Origin of the sequence: Isoalcanivorax pacificus W11-5 (genome assembly GCF_000299335.2) — a bacterium.
GTDB classification, from domain to species: Bacteria; Pseudomonadota; Gammaproteobacteria; order Pseudomonadales; family Alcanivoracaceae; genus Isoalcanivorax; species Isoalcanivorax pacificus.
Genome location: NZ_CP004387.1, coordinates 3464052 through 3483217 on the forward strand (window position 1 = coordinate 3464052; position 19166 = coordinate 3483217).

8 protein-coding genes are annotated in these 19166 nt (G+C 65.5%); 4 read left to right on the plus strand and 4 right to left on the minus strand.

The features are described 5' to 3' along the window. The first annotated feature begins 176 nt into the window (after positions 1-176). From S7S_RS15510 to S7S_RS15525, 4 genes are all read left to right on the plus strand, one after another. Entirely contained in the window at positions 177-875 is a 699-nt protein-coding gene (locus S7S_RS15510; protein ID WP_144401686.1) for a response regulator transcription factor, read from the plus strand. A 2-nt stretch (positions 876-877) separates the two neighbouring features. Then, positions 878-2746, plus strand: a complete 1869-nt coding sequence (locus tag S7S_RS15515; protein ID WP_008733504.1) for a sensor histidine kinase — start codon at positions 878-880, stop codon at positions 2744-2746. Positions 2747-3213: 467 nt separating this feature from the next. Continuing rightward, on the plus strand, positions 3214-5187 hold the full coding sequence (gene acs / locus S7S_RS15520; RefSeq protein WP_008733501.1) for an acetate--CoA ligase: 1974 nt from the start codon (positions 3214-3216) through the stop codon (positions 5185-5187). 418 nt (positions 5188-5605) lie between these two features. After that, positions 5606-6274 (plus strand): response regulator, encoded by a 669-nt coding sequence (locus S7S_RS15525; protein WP_008733499.1) that lies wholly within the window; start codon positions 5606-5608, stop codon positions 6272-6274. An 8-nt stretch (positions 6275-6282) separates the two neighbouring features. Here S7S_RS15525 and S7S_RS15530 read toward each other — a convergent pair whose 3' ends face one another. The 4 genes from S7S_RS15530 to S7S_RS15545 all read right to left on the minus strand — a co-directional run bounded on the left by S7S_RS15530 (position 6283) and on the right by S7S_RS15545 (position 19104). Next, positions 6283-7578 carry an MFS transporter gene (locus S7S_RS15530; protein ID WP_008733497.1) on the minus strand — a complete coding sequence of 432 codons (1296 nt, stop codon included), beginning with the start codon at positions 7576-7578 and terminating at the stop codon, positions 6283-6285. A gap of 162 nt (positions 7579-7740) precedes the next feature. Next, a complete protein-coding gene (locus tag S7S_RS20145) occupies positions 7741-14760 on the minus strand; it encodes an autotransporter outer membrane beta-barrel domain-containing protein (RefSeq protein ID WP_144401687.1) in 7020 nt (2339 codons plus the stop codon). Positions 14761-15297: 537 nt separating this feature from the next. Continuing rightward, entirely contained in the window at positions 15298-18789 is a 3492-nt protein-coding gene (locus tag S7S_RS15540; RefSeq protein WP_008733493.1) for a hybrid sensor histidine kinase/response regulator, read from the minus strand. Between the two features lie 90 nt (positions 18790-18879). Next, positions 18880-19104 (minus strand): hypothetical protein, encoded by a 225-nt coding sequence (locus S7S_RS15545; RefSeq protein WP_008733490.1) that lies wholly within the window; start codon positions 19102-19104, stop codon positions 18880-18882. Between the last annotated feature and the right edge of the window lie 62 nt (positions 19105-19166).

Consider the following 19166-nt stretch of genomic DNA (forward strand, 5'->3'; position numbering starts at 1 on the left):
AACCTGCACAGCGTGAACCCGCGTGCGCGGCAGGAGGTATTGGCAAAAGGTCTAACATGACGGTCACAATGGGTGGCAAATTACCCACTTCTGGTGATGTGCCGGGCCGGCGCGTCTGTGGGACACTGCCCGGCAACCATCGAACAACATCGCCACTGACAACCCTGGGCAGCACCATGCCGATCCCTTCTTCCCCGTTTCCCGCGTCACCGCTCCCCGCCCCGGTCCTGGTGGTCGAGGATGATCCGCTGATGCAGCAGCGCCTGCTGCGCATCCTGCAGGACCTGGGCTACAGCCTGGGCGCGCTCGACATGGCGTCCAGCATCGCCAAGGCACGCGCGCGCCTCGACACGCAGCGCCCCGCCCTGACGCTGGTGGATCTGGGGCTGCCGGACGGCAGCGGCATCGAACTGATCCGGCAGCTCAGGGCCTCGGCGCCGGAGTTGTGCATTCTGGTGATCTCGGCCTGGAGCACGGAGGATCACATCCTCGCCGCGCTGCGCGCCGGCGCCACGGGTTATGTGCTCAAGGACAGGGACGATATGGAGATCGCGTTCTCCATCAGCAGCGTGCTGCGCGGCGGCGCGCCTATTGACCCGTTCATCGCACGCCGTATTCTGGAACTCATTCCCGCCGCCGCTTCCGCACCCGAAGCGCAGCAGGACACTGACATGGGGGAAGTCAGCCTCAGTACCCGCGAAACCGAAATACTGCATCAGGTCGCGGAGGGGCTGACCAATCGGGAAATCGCCGAACGGTTGTTCATTTCACGCCATACAGCCGAATGCCACATCAAAAATATCTACAAAAAGCTGGCCGTCTCATCGCGCACGCGCGCCGTCAACGAAGCGCGTCAGCGTGGCTTGTTGCCCTGACATTGCTGCTGGCCGGCCTGGCCACGCCGGTGGCGGCCGACGACTGCCGGACACGCCTGCTCGACATCGCCGCCGCGCCGGAACAGCCCGGTAGCGCGCAACCGCCCACCGATGGCTGGGTGAAGGTTGCCCTGCCGGATACCTGGTTTCAGCGCTGGCCCGGCCATGATGGCGCGGTCTGGTACCGCCTGCGCTGGCACGACGGATGCCACGGCAAGGCGGCCATCGCGGTCGCAGTCAGCCATGTGACGATGGCAGGCAGCCTGTTGATCAATGACACGCTGCTCTGGCGCGACGCGCATCTGCAAGAACCCTTCTCCCGCAGCTGGAATATGCCCCGCTACTGGGTTTTGCCCCGCGCGGCGCTGAATGCTGATGGCGACAACACGCTGTGGTTTCGTGTCGTCGGCATGCGTCACGATGTGCTCGGGCTGGGGCAGGTGGACATTGGTGATCCCGCCACAATCTGGCCGCTGCACACGCAGCAAGTCTGGCAGAAGCGCGATCTGTTCACGCTCAACATGAGTATCTCGCTGGTGCTCGGCTGTCTGTTTCTCTCCCTGTGGGCCGTGCAGCGCTCGGAGCGGGCATTCGGCTGGTACGCGCTGGCATCGCTGTCCTGGGCGCTGTTCGCCCACACCATGCTGGCCACCTCACCCTGGCCCTTCACCAACAGTGCCGACTGGAATCGTGCCGTCACGCTGGTGCTGACGATCTATTGCAGTGCGTTCTGCCTGTTCACCTGGCACTTCGGCGGGCAACGTTTCCCGCGCCTGTCCCGTGCACTGCCTGGCATCACGTTGTGTCTGACGGTGACGCTATGGTGGATACCGGACGACCATCTCACGCCGGTATTGATGGCCGTGATCCCCGGCTACACGCTGGTCTTTATCGCCAACTGCATCCAGTTCCAGTTTCACGCCTGGCTCAACCGGCAGCGGCATAATGTACTGCTGGCATTGTGTCTGTTGTCTTTCCTGGTCATCGCCACACACGATCTGCTGGTAGTGCTCACGGTGATTGGCGGCGAGCATATCTATGCCCCGATTGCATCCCCCATCTCGATGCTGTTCATGTTTCTGATCATCGCGGATCGCTTCGCCAGCAACCTGCGCCACATCAAGGCGTTCAACACGGAGCTGAAAACCGCCATCAGCCACACCAGCGCCGAGCTGACCCGCACACTGCAACACCAGCACCAACTGGAAAGCCGCAATATCCGCCTCACCGAGCGGTTGCGGCTCTCCCATGATCTTCACGACAGCCTGGGCAGCTCGCTGATGCGCTCTATCGCTGTGGTCGAGCAGTCCGGCGAGCAGCTCGGCAGCACCCGCTTTCTGTCCATGCTCAAGGAACTGCGTAGTGACCTGCGGCAAATCATCGACAACAGCGCGGGCTCGGCCGTCACACACACCACGCCGTCCGCCTGGATTGCCCCCCTGCGCCACCGTTTTGTACGGTTGTTTGAAGAGCTGGGCCTGACCTCCACCTGGCAGGTGCCCGCCGACTGGCCCCGGGCACTGTCCTCCATCCCGCTACTGACACTGACGCGTTTTATTGAGGAAGCATTGACCAACGCCATCAAACACAGCCGCGGCGATCATTTCCAGGTGCAGTTGCACACGGGTGAAGACGGCATCCTGATGCTGGAGGTCTCCGACAACGGCATCGGTTTCGATGTCGAGGCAGTGAGCGACGGCAGTGGTGTCGGCATGCACAGCATGCGTACCCGTATCGAACGCATCGGCGGGCAACTGACCATCACCTCTGTGCCAGGCGAGACACGCCTCACCGTGCATTTGGCCCTGCCCCCGCCGCCGGGCGGCCCTCCACTTCCGCCCCCTCACTCCGATTTTGCTACCAAGGTCTAATTCAGAGCACCGGGCACCGCGCGCACACTCCGGGGAGTCACTACCCCGTGATATCTGATCGTGCCGGATACCCCGGCCACGCCGTGCCTTCGGGATGCGCAGCCGGGCACCATTACCCCTGGTGCCTGCCGCATCGGGCATGGAACGAATAACAAAGGCAGGGGAACCTCTGAATAACTCCCCGGTGGTTCTGGCTTCCCGGGCGGCGCCTGATCAAGGCGCGACTTCGAAGGCATAGCGGGCTACGTCGAGAAGTCGCTTTGCTCCGCAGGCGCCGCCCGGAAAGCCCCGAAGGGCGGGCGCTACAGCACGCATTAGCCGCGTTGCGTCGCTTGGCAAGGGCTACGGCCACTATGTGCCCCGAATGGGGTATTGCCGGCGCGCCGCGCCTTGCTACTGCATGCTGTAGCGCCCGCAGAACCACCGGGGAGTTATTCAGAGGTTCCCAAGCTCAGGGAGAGCCCGTCATGTCCGCTACACACGCCACCGTGGCGCCCAGCGATATCCAGCCCGTCGCAGTGAAACCGCGTTTCCGCGACAACGCCTGGATGGATGCCACCACCTATGACGCGCTCTACGCGCGCAGCATTGATGGGCCGGATACGTTCTGGCGCGAACAGAGCCAGCGCCTGCACTGGCGCCAGCCCCCCACGCAGATCCGCGATATCCGTTGGGACAAGAACGACCTGCATATCCGCTGGTTCGCTGATGGCCAGCTCAACGCGGCGGAAAACTGCATCGACCGCCACCTGTCAGCCCACGCGGATCGCGTAGCGCTGTACTGGGAGCCGGACACACCGGGCGAGGCGCGCGTCATCACCTACGCGGCTCTGCACCAGCAAGTCTGCAAACTGGCCAACGTGCTCAAGCACCTGGGCGTGCGCAAGGGCGACCGCGTCACCATTTATCTGCCGATGATTCCCGAAGCCGTATTTGCCATGCTGGCCTGCGCGCGCATCGGCGCGATTCATTCGGTGGTGTTCGGTGGTTTCTCGCCGGAAGCCGTGGCCGGCCGTATCGCGGACTGCGGCAGTTCACTGGTCATTACCGCTGATGCCGGCCTGCGCGGTGGCCGTGAGATCCCGCTGAAGGCGAACGTGGACGCCGCCCTGGCCCGCCCGGAAGCGAAAGCCGCCAGCAAGGTGCTGGTGGTGCAACATACCGGCGGTGCCGTGGACTGGCACGACGGCCGCGACCTCTGGTACCACGACCTGATGGCCACGGCCTCGGAACAGTGCGAACCGGCGGTAATGAATGCGGAAGACCCGCTGTTCATCCTTTATACCTCCGGCTCTACCGGCAAACCGAAAGGCGTGCTGCACACCACCGGCGGCTACCTGACCTATGCCTCACTGACCCACCAAATGGTGTTCGACTACCACCCCGGCGATATCTACTGGTGCACCGCCGATGTCGGCTGGATCACCGGCCATACCTATCTGGTCTACGGCCCGCTCGCCAACGGCGCCACCTGTGTCATGAGCGAGGGCCTGCCGAACTGGCCCGACGCCGCCCGGCTGGGCCAGATCATCGACAAGTTCAAGGTCAACACGCTTTACACTGCGCCCACCGCAATACGTGCCCTGATGGCTGCCGGCGACGGACCGCTGGCGCAGAGCCGTCGTGATTCACTGAAACTGCTGGCCACTGCCGGCGAGCCTATCAACCCGGCAGCCTGGCACTGGTTCCACGACAGCGTCGGCCACGGCGGCAGCGCCGTGGTGGACACCTGGTGGCAGACCGAAACCGGCGGCGTCATGATCACGCCACTGCCGGGGGCACACGCCACCAAGCCCGGCGCCGCCATGCGGCCGTTCTTCGGCATCCGCCCGGCGCTGGTGGACAACGACGGCACCCTGATCGACGGCCCCGGCGAGGGCAATCTGGTGATCCTGGACAGCTGGCCGGCGCAGGCACGCACGCTGTGGGGGGATCACCAGCGCTTCATCGATACCTATTTCACCACCTTCCCCGGCACTTATTGCTCCGGCGACGGCGCACGCCGTGACGCCGATGGCGACTACTGGATTACCGGGCGGGTGGACGACGTGATCAATGTCTCCGGCCACCGCATGGGCACGGCGGAGATCGAAAGCGCGCTGGTATCGCACCCGGCCGTTGCCGAGGCAGCTGTGGTCGGCTACCCGCACGAGATCAAGGGCCAGGGGATTTACGTGTATGTCTCACTGACCTGCGACCACAGCCCGAGCGATGAGCTGTATGCCGAGCTCAGGCAGTGGGTGCGCCGCGAGATCGGCGCCATTGCCACACCGGATCTGATCCACTGGGCGCCGGGGCTGCCGAAGACCCGCTCCGGCAAGATCATGCGCCGCATCCTGCGCAAGATCGCCGCCAACGAGCACGACAGCCTGGGCGATGTGTCCACGCTGGCCGAGCCGGCGGTGGTGCCCCAGTTGGTCGAAACCCGCATGAATCGCTGATTCTGCGTTTGTCCCCATGGGCGTTTTGCCCAGAGGGTACGGCAACGCTATTTCCATCGGCCCTGTTGGGGCTGAAAAAGCGCCGATCACCAGAAGTAGGCGCTTCAAGCGAGGCGCGAGGAGTGAAGTTTGGCGGACCCAAATGAACGACGAGCAACGCGGAGCGGCGCTTTTTCAGCCCCAACCCGAAGGGCTGGGCCTGTCTGGCCGTCCCGCCGCGTTAGCCTCTGCTCATGTAGGTCTCGCTACACTACGCTTCGGCTGCCTTGCTGGACGGCCAGACAGGCCCAGCAGGGCCGATGGAAATAGCGTTGCCGTACCCTCCTGCCATGCCGGCATGGGCACGTGACCGACCGTCACCCCGGTCACAGACCCGGCATGGCAGCTTTTTCTTTCCTCACAGGCCTATAATCAGCCCATGGACCCGATACTGATCGCCGACGACCATCCGCTGTTCCGCGCGGCCCTGCGCCAGGCCGTGGCGGGCTGCTTTACCGATGCACCGATCACCGAGGCCGATTCGCTGGCCGCCGTGCAGCATCTGGTCGAAGCACAGCGCAGCTTCAGCCTGTTGCTGCTGGATCTGCACATGCCGGGCACACACGGGTTTTCGGGCCTGATCTATCTGCGCGAGCAGTATCCGCAGACGCCGCTGGTGGTGATCTCTGCCAGTGACGAACCGGATATCATGCAGCGCGCGGTCAACTTCGGTGCCAACGGCTTCATCCCCAAGTCCACCAGCCTGGACACCATGACCGATGCCTTGAAAGCGGTGCTCAAGGGCGAGACCTGGTTGCCGGTCACGGCCCGTCAGAGCAGCGCCACCGCCGCCTCGGCCAGCGAGCAGGAACTGGCCCGGCGTATCACCAGCCTCACGCCGCAGCAGTTCCGCGTGCTGGGCATGTTGCTGGAAGGCATGGCCAATAAAGTGATTGCCATCGAACTGAATGTGTCCGAGGCGACGGTGAAGGCGCACATGACCGCCATCCTGCGCAAGCTCGGCGCCCGCAACCGGACGCAGGCGGTGCTGCTGCTGCGCGACATCGCCATCGACACCGCGCACGCGGAATCCGCCTCCGACGCCTGAGGCGCGCCTCAGACCTGATTCAGGTCATCATCCTTGGTTTCGCGCGTCATCCACAGGGCTGCCAGCGTCAGCAGCGCCGCCACCGCCAGGTAATAGCCGACGTATTGCAGGCCGTAGTGCGTGGCCAGCCAGGTGGCGATATAGGGCGCCAGCGAGGCCCCAAAGATGCCGGCCATATTGAAGGTCAGCGAGGCGCCGGTGTAGCGCACTGCGGTGGGGAACAACTCGGAGAGCACCGTCCCCAGCGGCCCGTAGGTCATGCCCATCAGACCCAGGCCCAGTGTCAGGAAGATCACCACGCCGGCCAGGCTGCCACCGCCAAACATCGGCTGGAACAGCAGCCCGAACAGGGCGATGCCGGCCGTCACCAGGATCAATGTACGACGGCGGCCGTAGCGGTCCGCCGCCAGCGCCGCGACCGGGATCATCAGCGCGAAAAACAGCACCGCGAACAACTGGATGGTGAGGAATTCATCGCGCGCATAACCCAGTTGCGACACGCCCCAGGTCAGGCTGAACACCGTGGTCAGGTAGAACAACACGAAGGTGGCCAGCGCGATCAGCGTGCCCAGCACCAGCGTGCGCGGGTGCTTGCGCACCACTTCCACCATCGGCAGTTTCACCTGCTCATTGCGGTCCAGTGTCTGGCGGAACACCGGCGTTTCCTCGATCTGCAGGCGGATATACAGGCCGATCGCCACCAGCAGCGCGCTGGCCAGGAACGGAATACGCCAGCCCCAGGAGAAAAATTGCTGTTCGCTCAGCGTCTCGGCCAGGATCAGGAACGACAGGCCGGACAACAGAAAGCCCAGCGGTGCACCCAACTGCGGGAACATGCCGTACCAGGCGCGCTTGCCCGGCGGCGCGTTCTCGGTCGCCAACAGCACCGCGCCGCCCCACTCGCCGCCCAGCCCCAGCCCCTGACCAAAGCGACACAGCGCCAGCAACAGCGGTGCCAGCATGCCGATCTGCGCGTAGGTCGGCAGCAGGCCGATCACGACAGTGGAGACCCCCATGGTCAGCAACGCCGCCACCAGTGTCGCCTTGCGGCCGACGCGGTCGCCGTAATGCCCGAACACCGCCGAACCGAGGGGCCGGGCAAAGAATGCCAGTGCAAAGGTGGCCAGCGATTGCAGGGTGGCGGTGGTCGGGTCCGAGCCAGGGAAGAACAGGTGCGGGAACACCAGCACGGCGGCGGTGGCGTAGATGTAGAAATCGTAGAACTCGATCGTGGTGCCCACCAGGCTGGCGAACAGGACACGGGCTGGCGAGTTAGTCGGGCGCTCTGCGGCGGCAGTGGTCATGTGGCTTCCCCCCAGGGGACAGGAAAGCAGGGAATGCTGCCAGTTTCCGGGCAAGGGAGCCAGAGGGAGATGGCGAAAGCCCGGCAGCGTTGCCGGGATCCACATACTCCCCCTGCTCTACCTACCCTGCCGCCCATGGCTTTAGTGCCCGGAGCCCGACACTCAGTACCGCAACCCGATCTTGAGCTGCCCGCCATAATCCCGCACGGTGTCGCCGGTGCGCGCCGTGCCGCTCAGGCGCACGCTGAAGCCATCGTGGGTGAGCAGGTCCACGCCGGCCGTGATATCCAGCAGGGTGTCGTCGAGCTGATCGGATACCGTGAAGGCGCCCACCCCGCCCGGCGCCGCCGCCAGCGCCACCGAGATTGATGGATCATCCCCGGAGAGCAGACGGGTGGCACCCACCTGCGCATAGGGGCGCAGCAGCGCACTGCGTCCCAGGCCAAGTTCACCGCCCAACTCCAGCGCGGGCGACAGCGAGACATAAGTATGGCGGTCACCGCTGACACGCAACGCCAGTGGGCCACCCTGTTCGGTGTAGCCGGAATACATCATGTGCGTCATGCCCAGCCCGAGCATCGGCTTGAGGTAGAGATTGCCAAATTCAAACGCATGGCTGGCCATGCCGTTGACCGCCAGGTAGCGCAGCCGCTGGGTGGCTTCCAGATGCTGCACCGGCTGCCCCGGCATGGAGACAGTGCGCACCACGTCCATGTTGGCGAGCGCACCGGAGAACGACGACGACAGCACGCTGTTGCCCCAGCGCGCCTTCAGCACGGCGCCCAGGTGGAAGCGGGTGCCGTCGCTTTTCATGCTGTCGCCGGCGTTGCCCTGCACTTTGTCGAAGCCGACACCAAAGCCGGCGAAGAACCGTTCCTGCCGGTCCAGCGCGGCCTGGATGCCGTAGGCGAATGCCGTGGTGTCCTGGCGTGACTCGGGCAGGTCGTCCGTTTCATCGCGCCGGGAGGTTTCACGCTGGAGGCTCATCCAGGCACATTCCTGCTCCGCGACATAACGATAGGCGCCGTCGCTGCTCCGGCAACTGAGCATCTTGCGCGCGAAATTCATGCCCGCGAACAGCGTCGTGGCCTCGTTGGCCTGATAGGCGGAAGGCAGCATCTGCCGCACTGCCTGCTGATAGCTTTCGGCATCTGGCAGGTAAAACAGGCTGGTGACGAAGGGCGCCAGCGTGTCCGACCCGCCCGCCGTCTGAATCGCGTTGATGTGGCCGCCCAGTGCCTGCTGGTTGCCGGTCAGGCCGTCGACCTGAAAATCAATGCCGTAGTCGAGTTGCAGTGCGGTGTCGCCAACCAAACGGTAATCGAACTGGATCACTGCGGATTCCGGATGCAGCAGCGTCAGGCCGGCATTTGCCAAGCTGGTCTGAGACTCGGCCAGCGTCACCGAATACTGGCCGGGCTTGAGCTGGCTGACGTTGTGGACATGCAGATCAACGTCGCCGGCCAGCACGATATCGCCAGTGGCGTTCAGGCGGTCCGCCTCATCGGCCCCGCCGGAACGGGCCAGGTCCAGGTCCAGCCCGAGCGTGCCGTCACCGCTCTGCGCAAAACGGCCCGTCAGTTCGGTGGTCAGGATGGCCCCGGCACCGCCGATTTCCACCCGGCCTTCGTTGGACAGCGTATTGCCGGCGCCCAGGTCCACGGCGCGCCCGGTATCGAACTGCGCACTGCTGAAATTGTTGAAGGCATTGGTGCCCTCACCGAGGTCCACCGAGCCGATGATCAGGCCGTGATTATCGACAGTGGTGTGTCCGCCGCTGAGGCCAATCTCGCCGTGGCTGCCACTGGCATAGATGGCCAGGCCACCCTGCACCCCGTCGGCGGTGAGAATCGTGCCTTCGTTGGTCACGGTATTGTTGCGGCCATCGAGCAGCCAGACTCCAATGCCGACATATTCGGCATAATCGGCCGGGTCATCGCGCACCACCTGGCTGCGACCGCCGCGCACCACGCTGTCCGCGCCGGCAATCGTGATGGTGATGTCGCCACTGTTGGCCCGGTCCACCGAGTCGTCCTGACCCAGGTCACCATCGCTGCCCAGCGCCGCGCTGTGCGCCATGATGCCCACCGCGCCCAGGCCACGCTGCGGATCGTCCGCCGTGCCGTCTTCATCCTCCAGCAGCGCCGCCATCAACACCTGGCCGCGCACCAGCACATCCACATCACCGGCCACGCCCTTACCGCCACTGCTCTGCGCAAAAATACCCTGCGCCGCGTTGCCGCTGGCGAGGACATTACCGTCCACCTCGACATTGACGCCGCCGCCGTTGCCCGCATCACCATTGGAGCCGATATGCCAGGACAGCATCGACAGCACCGGCCCCTCATTGCCCAACTCGCCGCGCACACCGCCACCACCGCCGACGGACTGCGCAAACACGCCCGCGCTGCTGTCGCCGTGGGTGAGGATATTGCCGTCCACCGACACATCCACCGCGCCACCGTGGCCGCCATTACCCGCGTCACGCCCAAACGCCAGCCCCAGGCCGATGCCGACACCAAACGCCGCCTCAATGCCACTGCCCATGCCGTCGCCGACATCGCCCAGGTGACTCAGCACGCCGGACGCGAACATGCGGTCCACGTTGCCGGCCATGCCACCACCGCCGCCCACCGACTGGGCAAAGATGCCGTGGCTGGCCACCGCGAGTGTCTCGATGGTGCCGCCGCCGAGTTGCGCGACGTCGACACGCCCACCATCACCGCCGGCACCCCCTTCACCGCCGACACCGACCTTGCCCACGGCACCGATCACGGCCTTGCCGCCGACGCCACCACCGCCGCCCACTGACTGGGCAAAGATGCCGTTGGAATTGGCACCGGAAGTGAGAATCTCGGCGGCGTTCTGCGCCAGCACATCGCCGCCGTTGCCGCTGGCGCCACCATTGCCGCCCACCACGACACTGATGTCCTGATAAATCGGGGTATAGCTTTTCAGCGGTGGCCCGCCCTCGACACCGTTCACGCCATTGCCGCCGCTGCCGCCACCACCACCCACCGACTGGGCAAAGATGGCATCGGCGGTATCGCCCAGCGTGACCAGCGTGCCGGTGTTGATCACCTCGACAGCATCGCCATCGCCGCCGGCACCGCCAAAGCCGCCCACCGTCACGGCCAGGGCCAAATTATTGTTGCTGCGGTCGCAGGCCAGCGGCACCGTACAGACACCGCCAAACACCACGTTCATGGTGTTGGCACGGCCACCGATACCGCCACCGCCGCCCACCGACTGGGCGTAAATGCCATAGCCGCCCATGCCGGCGACATACTCGACGCCGTCGATCTCGGTCAGGCTCCCGGTGATGATGCTGCCGCTGTTCACCACCTTCACCGCGCCGGCATGATTGCCACTGCCACCTTCGCCGCCGACCGACGCCGCCAGGTTGTAGGTGGTGGCCTGCGACTGCGAGGTATTGGACAGGCCGAGCAGGCCGGTATAGGCATCGCCACCGTCCCCACCGCCGCCACCGATGGATTGCGCCAGGATGCCGATGGCCGAATCATCGTGCACCCGGATGGCCCCGGCGTTGACCACATCCACCCGGTCACCGTAGCCGCCATCCCCGCCCCAGCCACCAACGCTGCCGGCAATACTCAGCGACTTCTCGTTGCCGGCTTTGCTGATGCCACCGTACACCGCCAGCCCGCCCTTGCCGCCACCGCCGCCAACGGACTGCGCCTGGATGCCGTGCGCCCCCAGCCCATAGGTAGTGATGCTGCCCGCCGCCAGGTTATCCACCGCCACCTGGCCACCGTAACTGCCCTGGCCACCGTTGCCGCCGATGGCCAGGCCGACCTGGCCGGAATAATCCTCGCTCATGACAAACTGCCCTGTCACGGACAGGCCGCCATTGCCACCGCCGCCACCTATGGACTGCGCCAGGATACCCAGCGAGCCGTCGCCCAGGGTGGTAATGGCGCCGGCATTGCTCACCGTCACCGCCGACGCAAAGTTGCCGGTGCCACCCTGGCCGCCCACCGACACACCGGCCTGGGCGGCATTGCCCGATACGGTCACAGTGCCCGTGGCCGCGAAGCCGCCGTTGCCGCCACCACCGCCTATGGACTGCGCCAGGATGCCGTTGGACTGGTTACCCGCTGTGTTGATGGCGGACTGGTTGTCCACACTGACCAGATTGCCCGTGCCGCCGTCGCCGCCCGCGCCACCAATGGCCACCCCGACGCTGAGGTTGGTCTGCCCGCCGCCGCTGGCCGCCAGCGCCAGCCCGAAGCCGGCGTCACCACCGCCGCCGCCGATGGACTGGGCATGAATCCCGTCCGCGCCATCGCCAAATGTCTGCAATACCTCGCCGGTGCTGGTGAGCGCCACCTCACCGCCGTCGCCCCCGGCACCGCCCTGCCCACCGACCGCCACGGCAAAGCTGGCGCCCTGGCCCAGCGTCAGCGCTGCGGCACCGGCAAAGCCGCCATTGCCGCCACCGCCACCCACTGATTGCGCAAACAGCGCGTGTGCACCCTGGCCGGTGCGCACCACCTCGTCATCCACCGTGGTCTGTGTGCCGGTCTGCACACTGCCGGTATTGGCCAGCAACACCTCACCGCCGTGGCTGGCGGTGCCGCCCCGGCCGCCGATGGCCACCGAGGCACCTGCCGCCGGCACGTTCTCCACCGAGATCGCCAGCGTGGCCGACACCGCCGAGCCGCCGTTGCCGCCACCGCCGCCCACCGACTGCGCCAGCACGCCATACCCCAGATTGCCTTCGGTGATGACGGTGCCATGGTTTTCCAGCGACACATCGCCACCGTCACCGCCGCCACCGCCCGAGCCGCCCACGGCGGCAGCGGCCGACAACACCCCCACGGCGCCACTCAGCGCGAACCCGCCGTGGCCACCCCCGCCGCCCACCGACTGCGCCATCAGGCCGGTGGCAGACTCTCCCAGAGCCTGGATCAGGTTGTAATTCACCAGCCCGACCGCGCCGGCGTTACCACCGCCACTGCCGCTGCCACCCAGCGCCACCGATACCGAACCACCGCCAAGACTACCGCTGATCGCCATGCCGCCATTGCCGCCCCCGCCACCCACGGACTGCGCGAACACGCCATGCGCCCCTTCGCCCTGCGTGGCGATCTGGTGCGCATTCGCCACCTCGCCGATCCGCACCGACACATCACTGGCGTGCCCGGCCTGCCCACCGCCACCGCCGAGGCTGACACTGCCGCTCACACTGCCGGTGGTCACCACTGCGGCAAAGCCGCCGTCACCGCCGCCGCCGCCCACCGACTGCGCCAGCACACCGAAGGACTGCGTACCTTGCGTGGACACATCACCGAGCAGGCTAACCGCCACCTCGCCGGCATCGCCCCCCTGGCCGCCACTGCCCCCCAGCGCCAGCCCCATCGCATAACCGCCGCTGACCGAGGCACTGATCGCACCACCGCCGCTACCACCGCCGCCACCCACGGACTGGGCAAAGATGCCGTGCGCATGGTCGCCGCCGGTCAGCACCTCACCATGCTGATTGATCGTGACCGCCGCCGCATCGCCGCCCTGGCCACCACTGCCGCCCAACGCCACGCTGGCACTGAAGCCGGGGTCCACCGAGCCGGCCACCGCCAGCCCGCCATTGCCACCACCACCGCCGATGGACTGTGCCTGGATACCGTGCGCCCGCGCGCCGGACGTCTCGATCACACCGGCGATCAGGTCCGCCAGCCCCTCGCCGGACGCCAGCGCATTGATCAGTACATCATTGCCGTCACCGCCCAGCCCGCCATCACCGCCGACCGCCACCGAGCCGCTGGTGCCGCCCGAAACAGCATTGCCGCCGTTGCCGCCGCCACCCCCGATGGACTGCGCCAAGATGGCCGTGGCCCCTTCGCCCTGGGTGCGGATCACACCCGCGTTATTGACCGTGACCAGATCACTGCCGCCTCCGGAGCCACCGCTGCCGCCCACGGAAAAAAGCCCGCCAGCACCGCCGCCATCACCGCCACCGCCGCCAATCGACTGGGCAAAGATGCCGATGGCGTTCTCGCCGCCGGTGAGGATGGTGCCGGTGTTGATCACCGTCACCTGATTGCCGCTGGATTCGCCACCACCGTTGCCGCCCACCGCGACCAATCCGCCGGAACTGCTGCCCTTGCCGGCGCCCGCGCCGGTGCTCAGGGCGTAAATGCCGTAGGAAGCCTCACCGTGGGTGGTGATCTGCCCGTGGTGAATCACGTTGACCAGGCCGGCGTTACCGCCATTGCCGCCGGCACTGCCCAGCGCAACCGAACCGGAGGAAGACCCGCCACGACCACCGTTACCACCACTGCTGCTGGCCAGCACCCCATAGCTGCCCGCGCCGAAGGTTTCGATCACCGAACTGCTGCTCAGCAGCACACTCACCTGCGCACCGTGCCCTCCATTGCCACCCCGGCCGGCACTGGAATAAAACGCCCCGAATGAACCACCGCCGTTGCCGCCCTGGCCACCGAGGCTGACCGCACGGATACCGTGCACACCGTCGCCGCGCACGGTAATGGCGCCACGGTGGTTGACCGCCACGGACCCGGCGTTGCCGCCGGCCCAGCCGCCACGGCATTTGGTATAGACGAGGTAGGAAGTACAGCCGCCGTTGCCACCCTTGCCACCGCTGGAGACGGTAGTGATGCCGTCGGCATCGACGGTCTCGAACGAGGCCCGGTTATCGACCGTCAGGCTGCCGGTGAGGGCACCGCCGCCATCGCCCAGCGCGACCTCTTCTTCCAGCAGGTATTCCGCCAGCGCGTCGCCGTCGCCAAAAGACCGCAGCGTGCCACTGTCGTTGGCCAGTGAAAATGCGTCATTGGGCAGCAAGCGCACATAGTAGCCATCGATCAGCACCGGCTGGCCCTGGTCATCCGCCAGCACCGTCCATTCCGGTGTCGGCTCTTGCTCTGCACCATCACCGTCATGATCCAACTGGACCGTGTTGTTGCCGAACTCTGTTTCACGCACCTGATCGGTGCCGTGCAGGCCGGTCTGGCGCAGGAATATGCCGGTCTGTCCCGGCTCCACCGGCGTGCTGCCATCGCCTCCCGGCTCGACGACGATTTGCCTGATGGCGGAGTTGTCCTCGCGGATGCCCTCCACCGGCACCCCGGCACACGTCATGTCGGCGCCTTGCCGCGTACAGTCCGCCACCACGGCAGGGCTGCCCAGCAGCAGTAACATTACGATTGCGAAACCGAAACAACGCGCAGAGAAGACGGCGCCAGCTATCAAGCAGATGTGCAGGCGCTGCCGCGCACGATGAACATGACTCATGACGTCCCCTTCCCACTGTCCATGCGAAAGGGGATGGCCGTGCACAGCAACCCGACACACAGGTCTGCGCCTGTCTCTCGGGTCACCCTGTCGCATGGCCGGCAAGGCAGCCTGCCATGTCCACGGCGACCGCTGTCTGGCCGCCCCCCCCCCAAAAAACGCCCATTTAACAGAGGTGTTGACGCGCGCCCAATTACCAGAACTAGGTATTTGGCGGCCATGAGGGTTATGAACAGGCTGTTGAAAAACAGCCTGCACTGACGGCTCAATCAAAATAAAACGCGATAAGCGATTGATTTTACTGACGGCCGGATTAGGCCGTCAGCACAGACTGTTTTTCAACAGTCAGTTAAAACATCCAGCTCGCGAGCACAGCACGCAACGGTAGATACCAGAAGCCCGACCAGGGTCGGCGCATCATTGGCAAGTCTTGGTCCGATCTGCTCAAAGCCCCGTCAGCGCGTTATACAGCGCCTGCGCATCCACCGGCTTCTGCAGAAATCCAAGCCCCTGGTCCTGCGCCCGCTGCCGCACCCGGGGATCATGGTTGGCGGTCATCAGCACCGCCGGCACGGCATCATCCCAGCGTGCATCCAGCGCCGTCACCACGTCGAAACCGTCTTCGTCGTCGAGTTGATAATCCACCAGCAGCATGTCCGGCACGGTGCCGTCGGCCAGCAGTGCCTCGGCCTCGGCCAGTGAGCGGGCGCACAGCACATCACAGCCCCAGTCGCCCAGCAGCGCGGCGATGCCGGCCAGGATGGTGCTGTCGTTGTCCACGCACAGCAGCCGCATGCCGTCCAGGCGGCGCGGCGCAAACGACGGCGGCGGCGTCTCCACCGGGCGCACGGTCTGGGCATCCGCCAGCGGCATGGTGACGCTGAACACCGTGCCCTGCCCCGGCCAGGAGCGCACCGACAGCTCAAAGCGCAGCAGTTTGCAGATGCGTTCGGCAATGGCGAGGCCCAGCCCCAGGCCGTTGCCGTGCTGCTCGCTGTTGGGCAGGCGGCGGAATTCGCGGAAGATTTCCTTCTGCTCGGCCGGGTCGATACCACTGCCGGTATCCCAGACTTCAATGCGCACCGCACCCGGCAAGCGCCGGCAGCCGAGCAGGATGCGGCCTTCACGGGTGTAGCGCACCGCATTGGCGAGCAGGTTCTGCAACACGCGCCGCAGCAGTTTTTCATCGGTGAAGACCAGCGCGTCGCACGGCACCCAGTGCAGCACCAGATTGCGGGATTCCGCCAGCACCGAGAATTCACCGGCCAGGTTGGCCAGCAGGCGCTTCAGCGGCAGCGGTCGTTCATCCACCGGCATGGCGCCGGTATCCAGGCGGCTGATGTCCAGCAGATCACTGATCAGCCCTTCGGCGGCTTCCAGCGCGCCGCTGATATTGGCCACCATTTCCCGCGCGCGCGGGACATCATCCAGCGTGTCGGCCTGCATGCGCTGTTGCAGTGAGGAACAGAACAGGTGCGCCGCATTCAAGGGTTGCATCAGGTCGTGCCCGGCGGCAGCAAGAAACAGTGTCTTGCCTTGGTTGGCGCGCTGTGCTTCGGCAATCGCGTGTTGCAGGCGCTCGTTCACTTCCGACAGACGCCGCGTGCGGTCGGCGACGATCTGTTCCAGGTTTTCGTTGATTTCGCGCAACACCCATTCGTCGCGCTTGCGCGCGGTAATGTCGAGGAAGGTGCTGACAAAGCCGCCGCCGGGCATCGGCATACCCGACACCTCCACCACCGTGCCGTTGGGCAGCACACGCTCGAAGTTGTGCGCCGACCCTTCGCGCAACAGCGTCACCCGCCGGCCAACCTGCTCATGCAGGTCACCTTCGCCGTAAAAACCGCGCTGGGCGTTGTAGCGGTACACGTCGGCAATCGGCCGGCCAAGGCGGATCAGCCCTTCCGGGTAATCGAACAAGCGTTCGTAGGCACGGTTCCACGCGACGATATTAAGATCGCGATCCACCACGCAGATGCCCTGGGAAATGGTTTCGATGGTGGTACGCAGCAACTGGTGGTTGAACTGGATCAGTTGGGACGCTTCATCCATGATGCGCGCCACTTCGTGGCGGTCGGCTTCCTGTTTTGTCAGCAAAGTGCCGAGCAGGATGCGCGCGGAACTCGCCCCCATGGCCCCGGCCAGCAGCCGTTCGGTGAAGCGCACCAGGTGCAGCGGCGCCGGCAATTCCGGCTGCCAGAAAAATTGCTGTTTGTCAGCGTGCTCGCGAAACAGCACTTCCGCACGGTAGGCGCCCAGGCAGCGGCCGGCCAGATCCAGCAGTTCACCCTGGCTCACCAGCCCGGAGGTGCCGGCATCACGCCACCAGTCCAGCGGCATGTCGACGAACAGCGTCGCCTGTGACTGGTCCAGCGCCGAGGGCCGCGCACGGCGCGAGAACCAGATGTAGGCCAGGGTGTTCAGCGACAGGCTCCAGATCACCCCGTGCGCCAGCGGTGTCAGCCCTTGCAGGCCGAACAATTGCTGCGGCCGCAGCACGCCGAACCCGAGCAGCCCTTCCCTGTTCAGCATCGCCACCCATTGCGGGTCCGCAATGGCCGGCAGCAACAGACAGAATGCCCACACCACGATGCCCACCACCAGCCCGCTCGCCGCACCGCGCACCTGCCCGCCACGCCAGTACAGGCCGCCGAACAGCGCCGGGGCGAACTGCGCCACCGCCGCGAATGACAACAACCCGATGCTGGTCAGGCGCACGTAATCCACCATCAGCTGATGGAACAGGAACGCCAGCAGCAGGATCAGCACAATCGCCAGCCGACGCAGGCTGCGCACATTGCTGCCAAGCTCTTCCAGGTCATCGCGCAGGTTCACGCGGCGGCGCAGCCACAGTGGCAACAGCACTTCGTTGGTGACCATGATTGCCACGGCGATGGTGGACACAATCACCATGCCGGTCGCGGCCGCGATGCCGCCAATGAACACCAGCAGCGTCAGCCAGCCCGGCCCTTCCATCATCGGCAGGGTTAGCACATAGACGTCGGCATAGGCGGCAAACTGCGGCTGGCGGATCAGGCCGGCCAGTGCAATCGGCATCACCAGCACAGCAAAGATGGCAAGATAGGCCGGCAGCACCCAGCGCGCCGTGCGCAGGTGTCGCAGATCGTTATTCTCCACCACCGCCGCGTGGAACTGGCGCGGCAGGCAGACAATCGCGGCCATCGCCAGCAGCATCTGCGCGATGAAATCCTGTTCAGGCCAGCCGATGGCAAACAGGTCTCCGGCGAGGGAGGCCACGGTCTCGTCGGTGAAGAAACCCAGCGGCCCCTCGAACACATAGAACAGACAGAACACGCCGACCGCGATATAGGCCACCAGCTTGATGAACGACTCAAAGGCCACCGCCAGCATCAGCCCGGACTGGTGTTCGGTGGCATCCAGATGACGGGTGCCGAACAACAGCGTGAAGGCGGCCATCAGCATCGCCACCACCAGCGCGCTGTCGGCCATGCCGTCCAGCTCCGCCGTGCCCGGCGCCAGCACATCGAAGGCCAGCGTGACGGCTTTCAGTTGCAGTGCGATGTAGGGCAACACGCCAATCACCGCGATCAGGGTGATCAGCATTGCCAGCCGTTGTGATTTGCCGTAGCGGGCCGCGATGAAGTCGGCGATGGAGGTGATGCGCTGTTGCTTGCCGAGCGTGATCAGTTTCAGCAACACGGTGCCACCGAGCCCGACCAGCAGGATCGGGCCGAGATAAATGGGCAGGTAGCTCCAGCCCCGGTTGGCGGCCTCGCCTACCGCACCGAAGAAGGTCCAGGACGTGCAGTAGACCCCCAGGCCGAAGCTGTAGGTCCAGGGGTTGTTGACCAGCTTCGAGCCGCGCCGCGCCGCGCGGTCCCCCCACCAGGCGATCACGAACAACACCAGCACATACAGCAGCGCCAGGCCGCCAAGCTGTAACAGTGAGAACACCGCCCCGTCTCCGTTGTTATCTGATCAGGCGGGCCCAAGGACCCGCTGCGGCATCATGCGCCGTTATTCAGGGTGTGGCAGAACCCGCCCTCACACCAGCCAGATGCTGCTGACCAGGCGCAACGCCACCGCCAGAAACATTACCACGATACCGGCCCGTTGCAGCTTGAACTCCGGCACCGACAGCGCCAGCCGCCGGCGCCAGAACACCAGCACCCCGTGCCAGTCACCGGTACGGCGGATATAGCGGCCGTAGGCGAACAGTACCATCAGCAATCCGATCACCAGCAGCAGTACTTCCAGACGTGCAATCACGCTTGTCTCCCGTCATCTTGTGTTGTTGTTCTGCGCGCGCAGGGCAGGGTGTTTTCAACAGC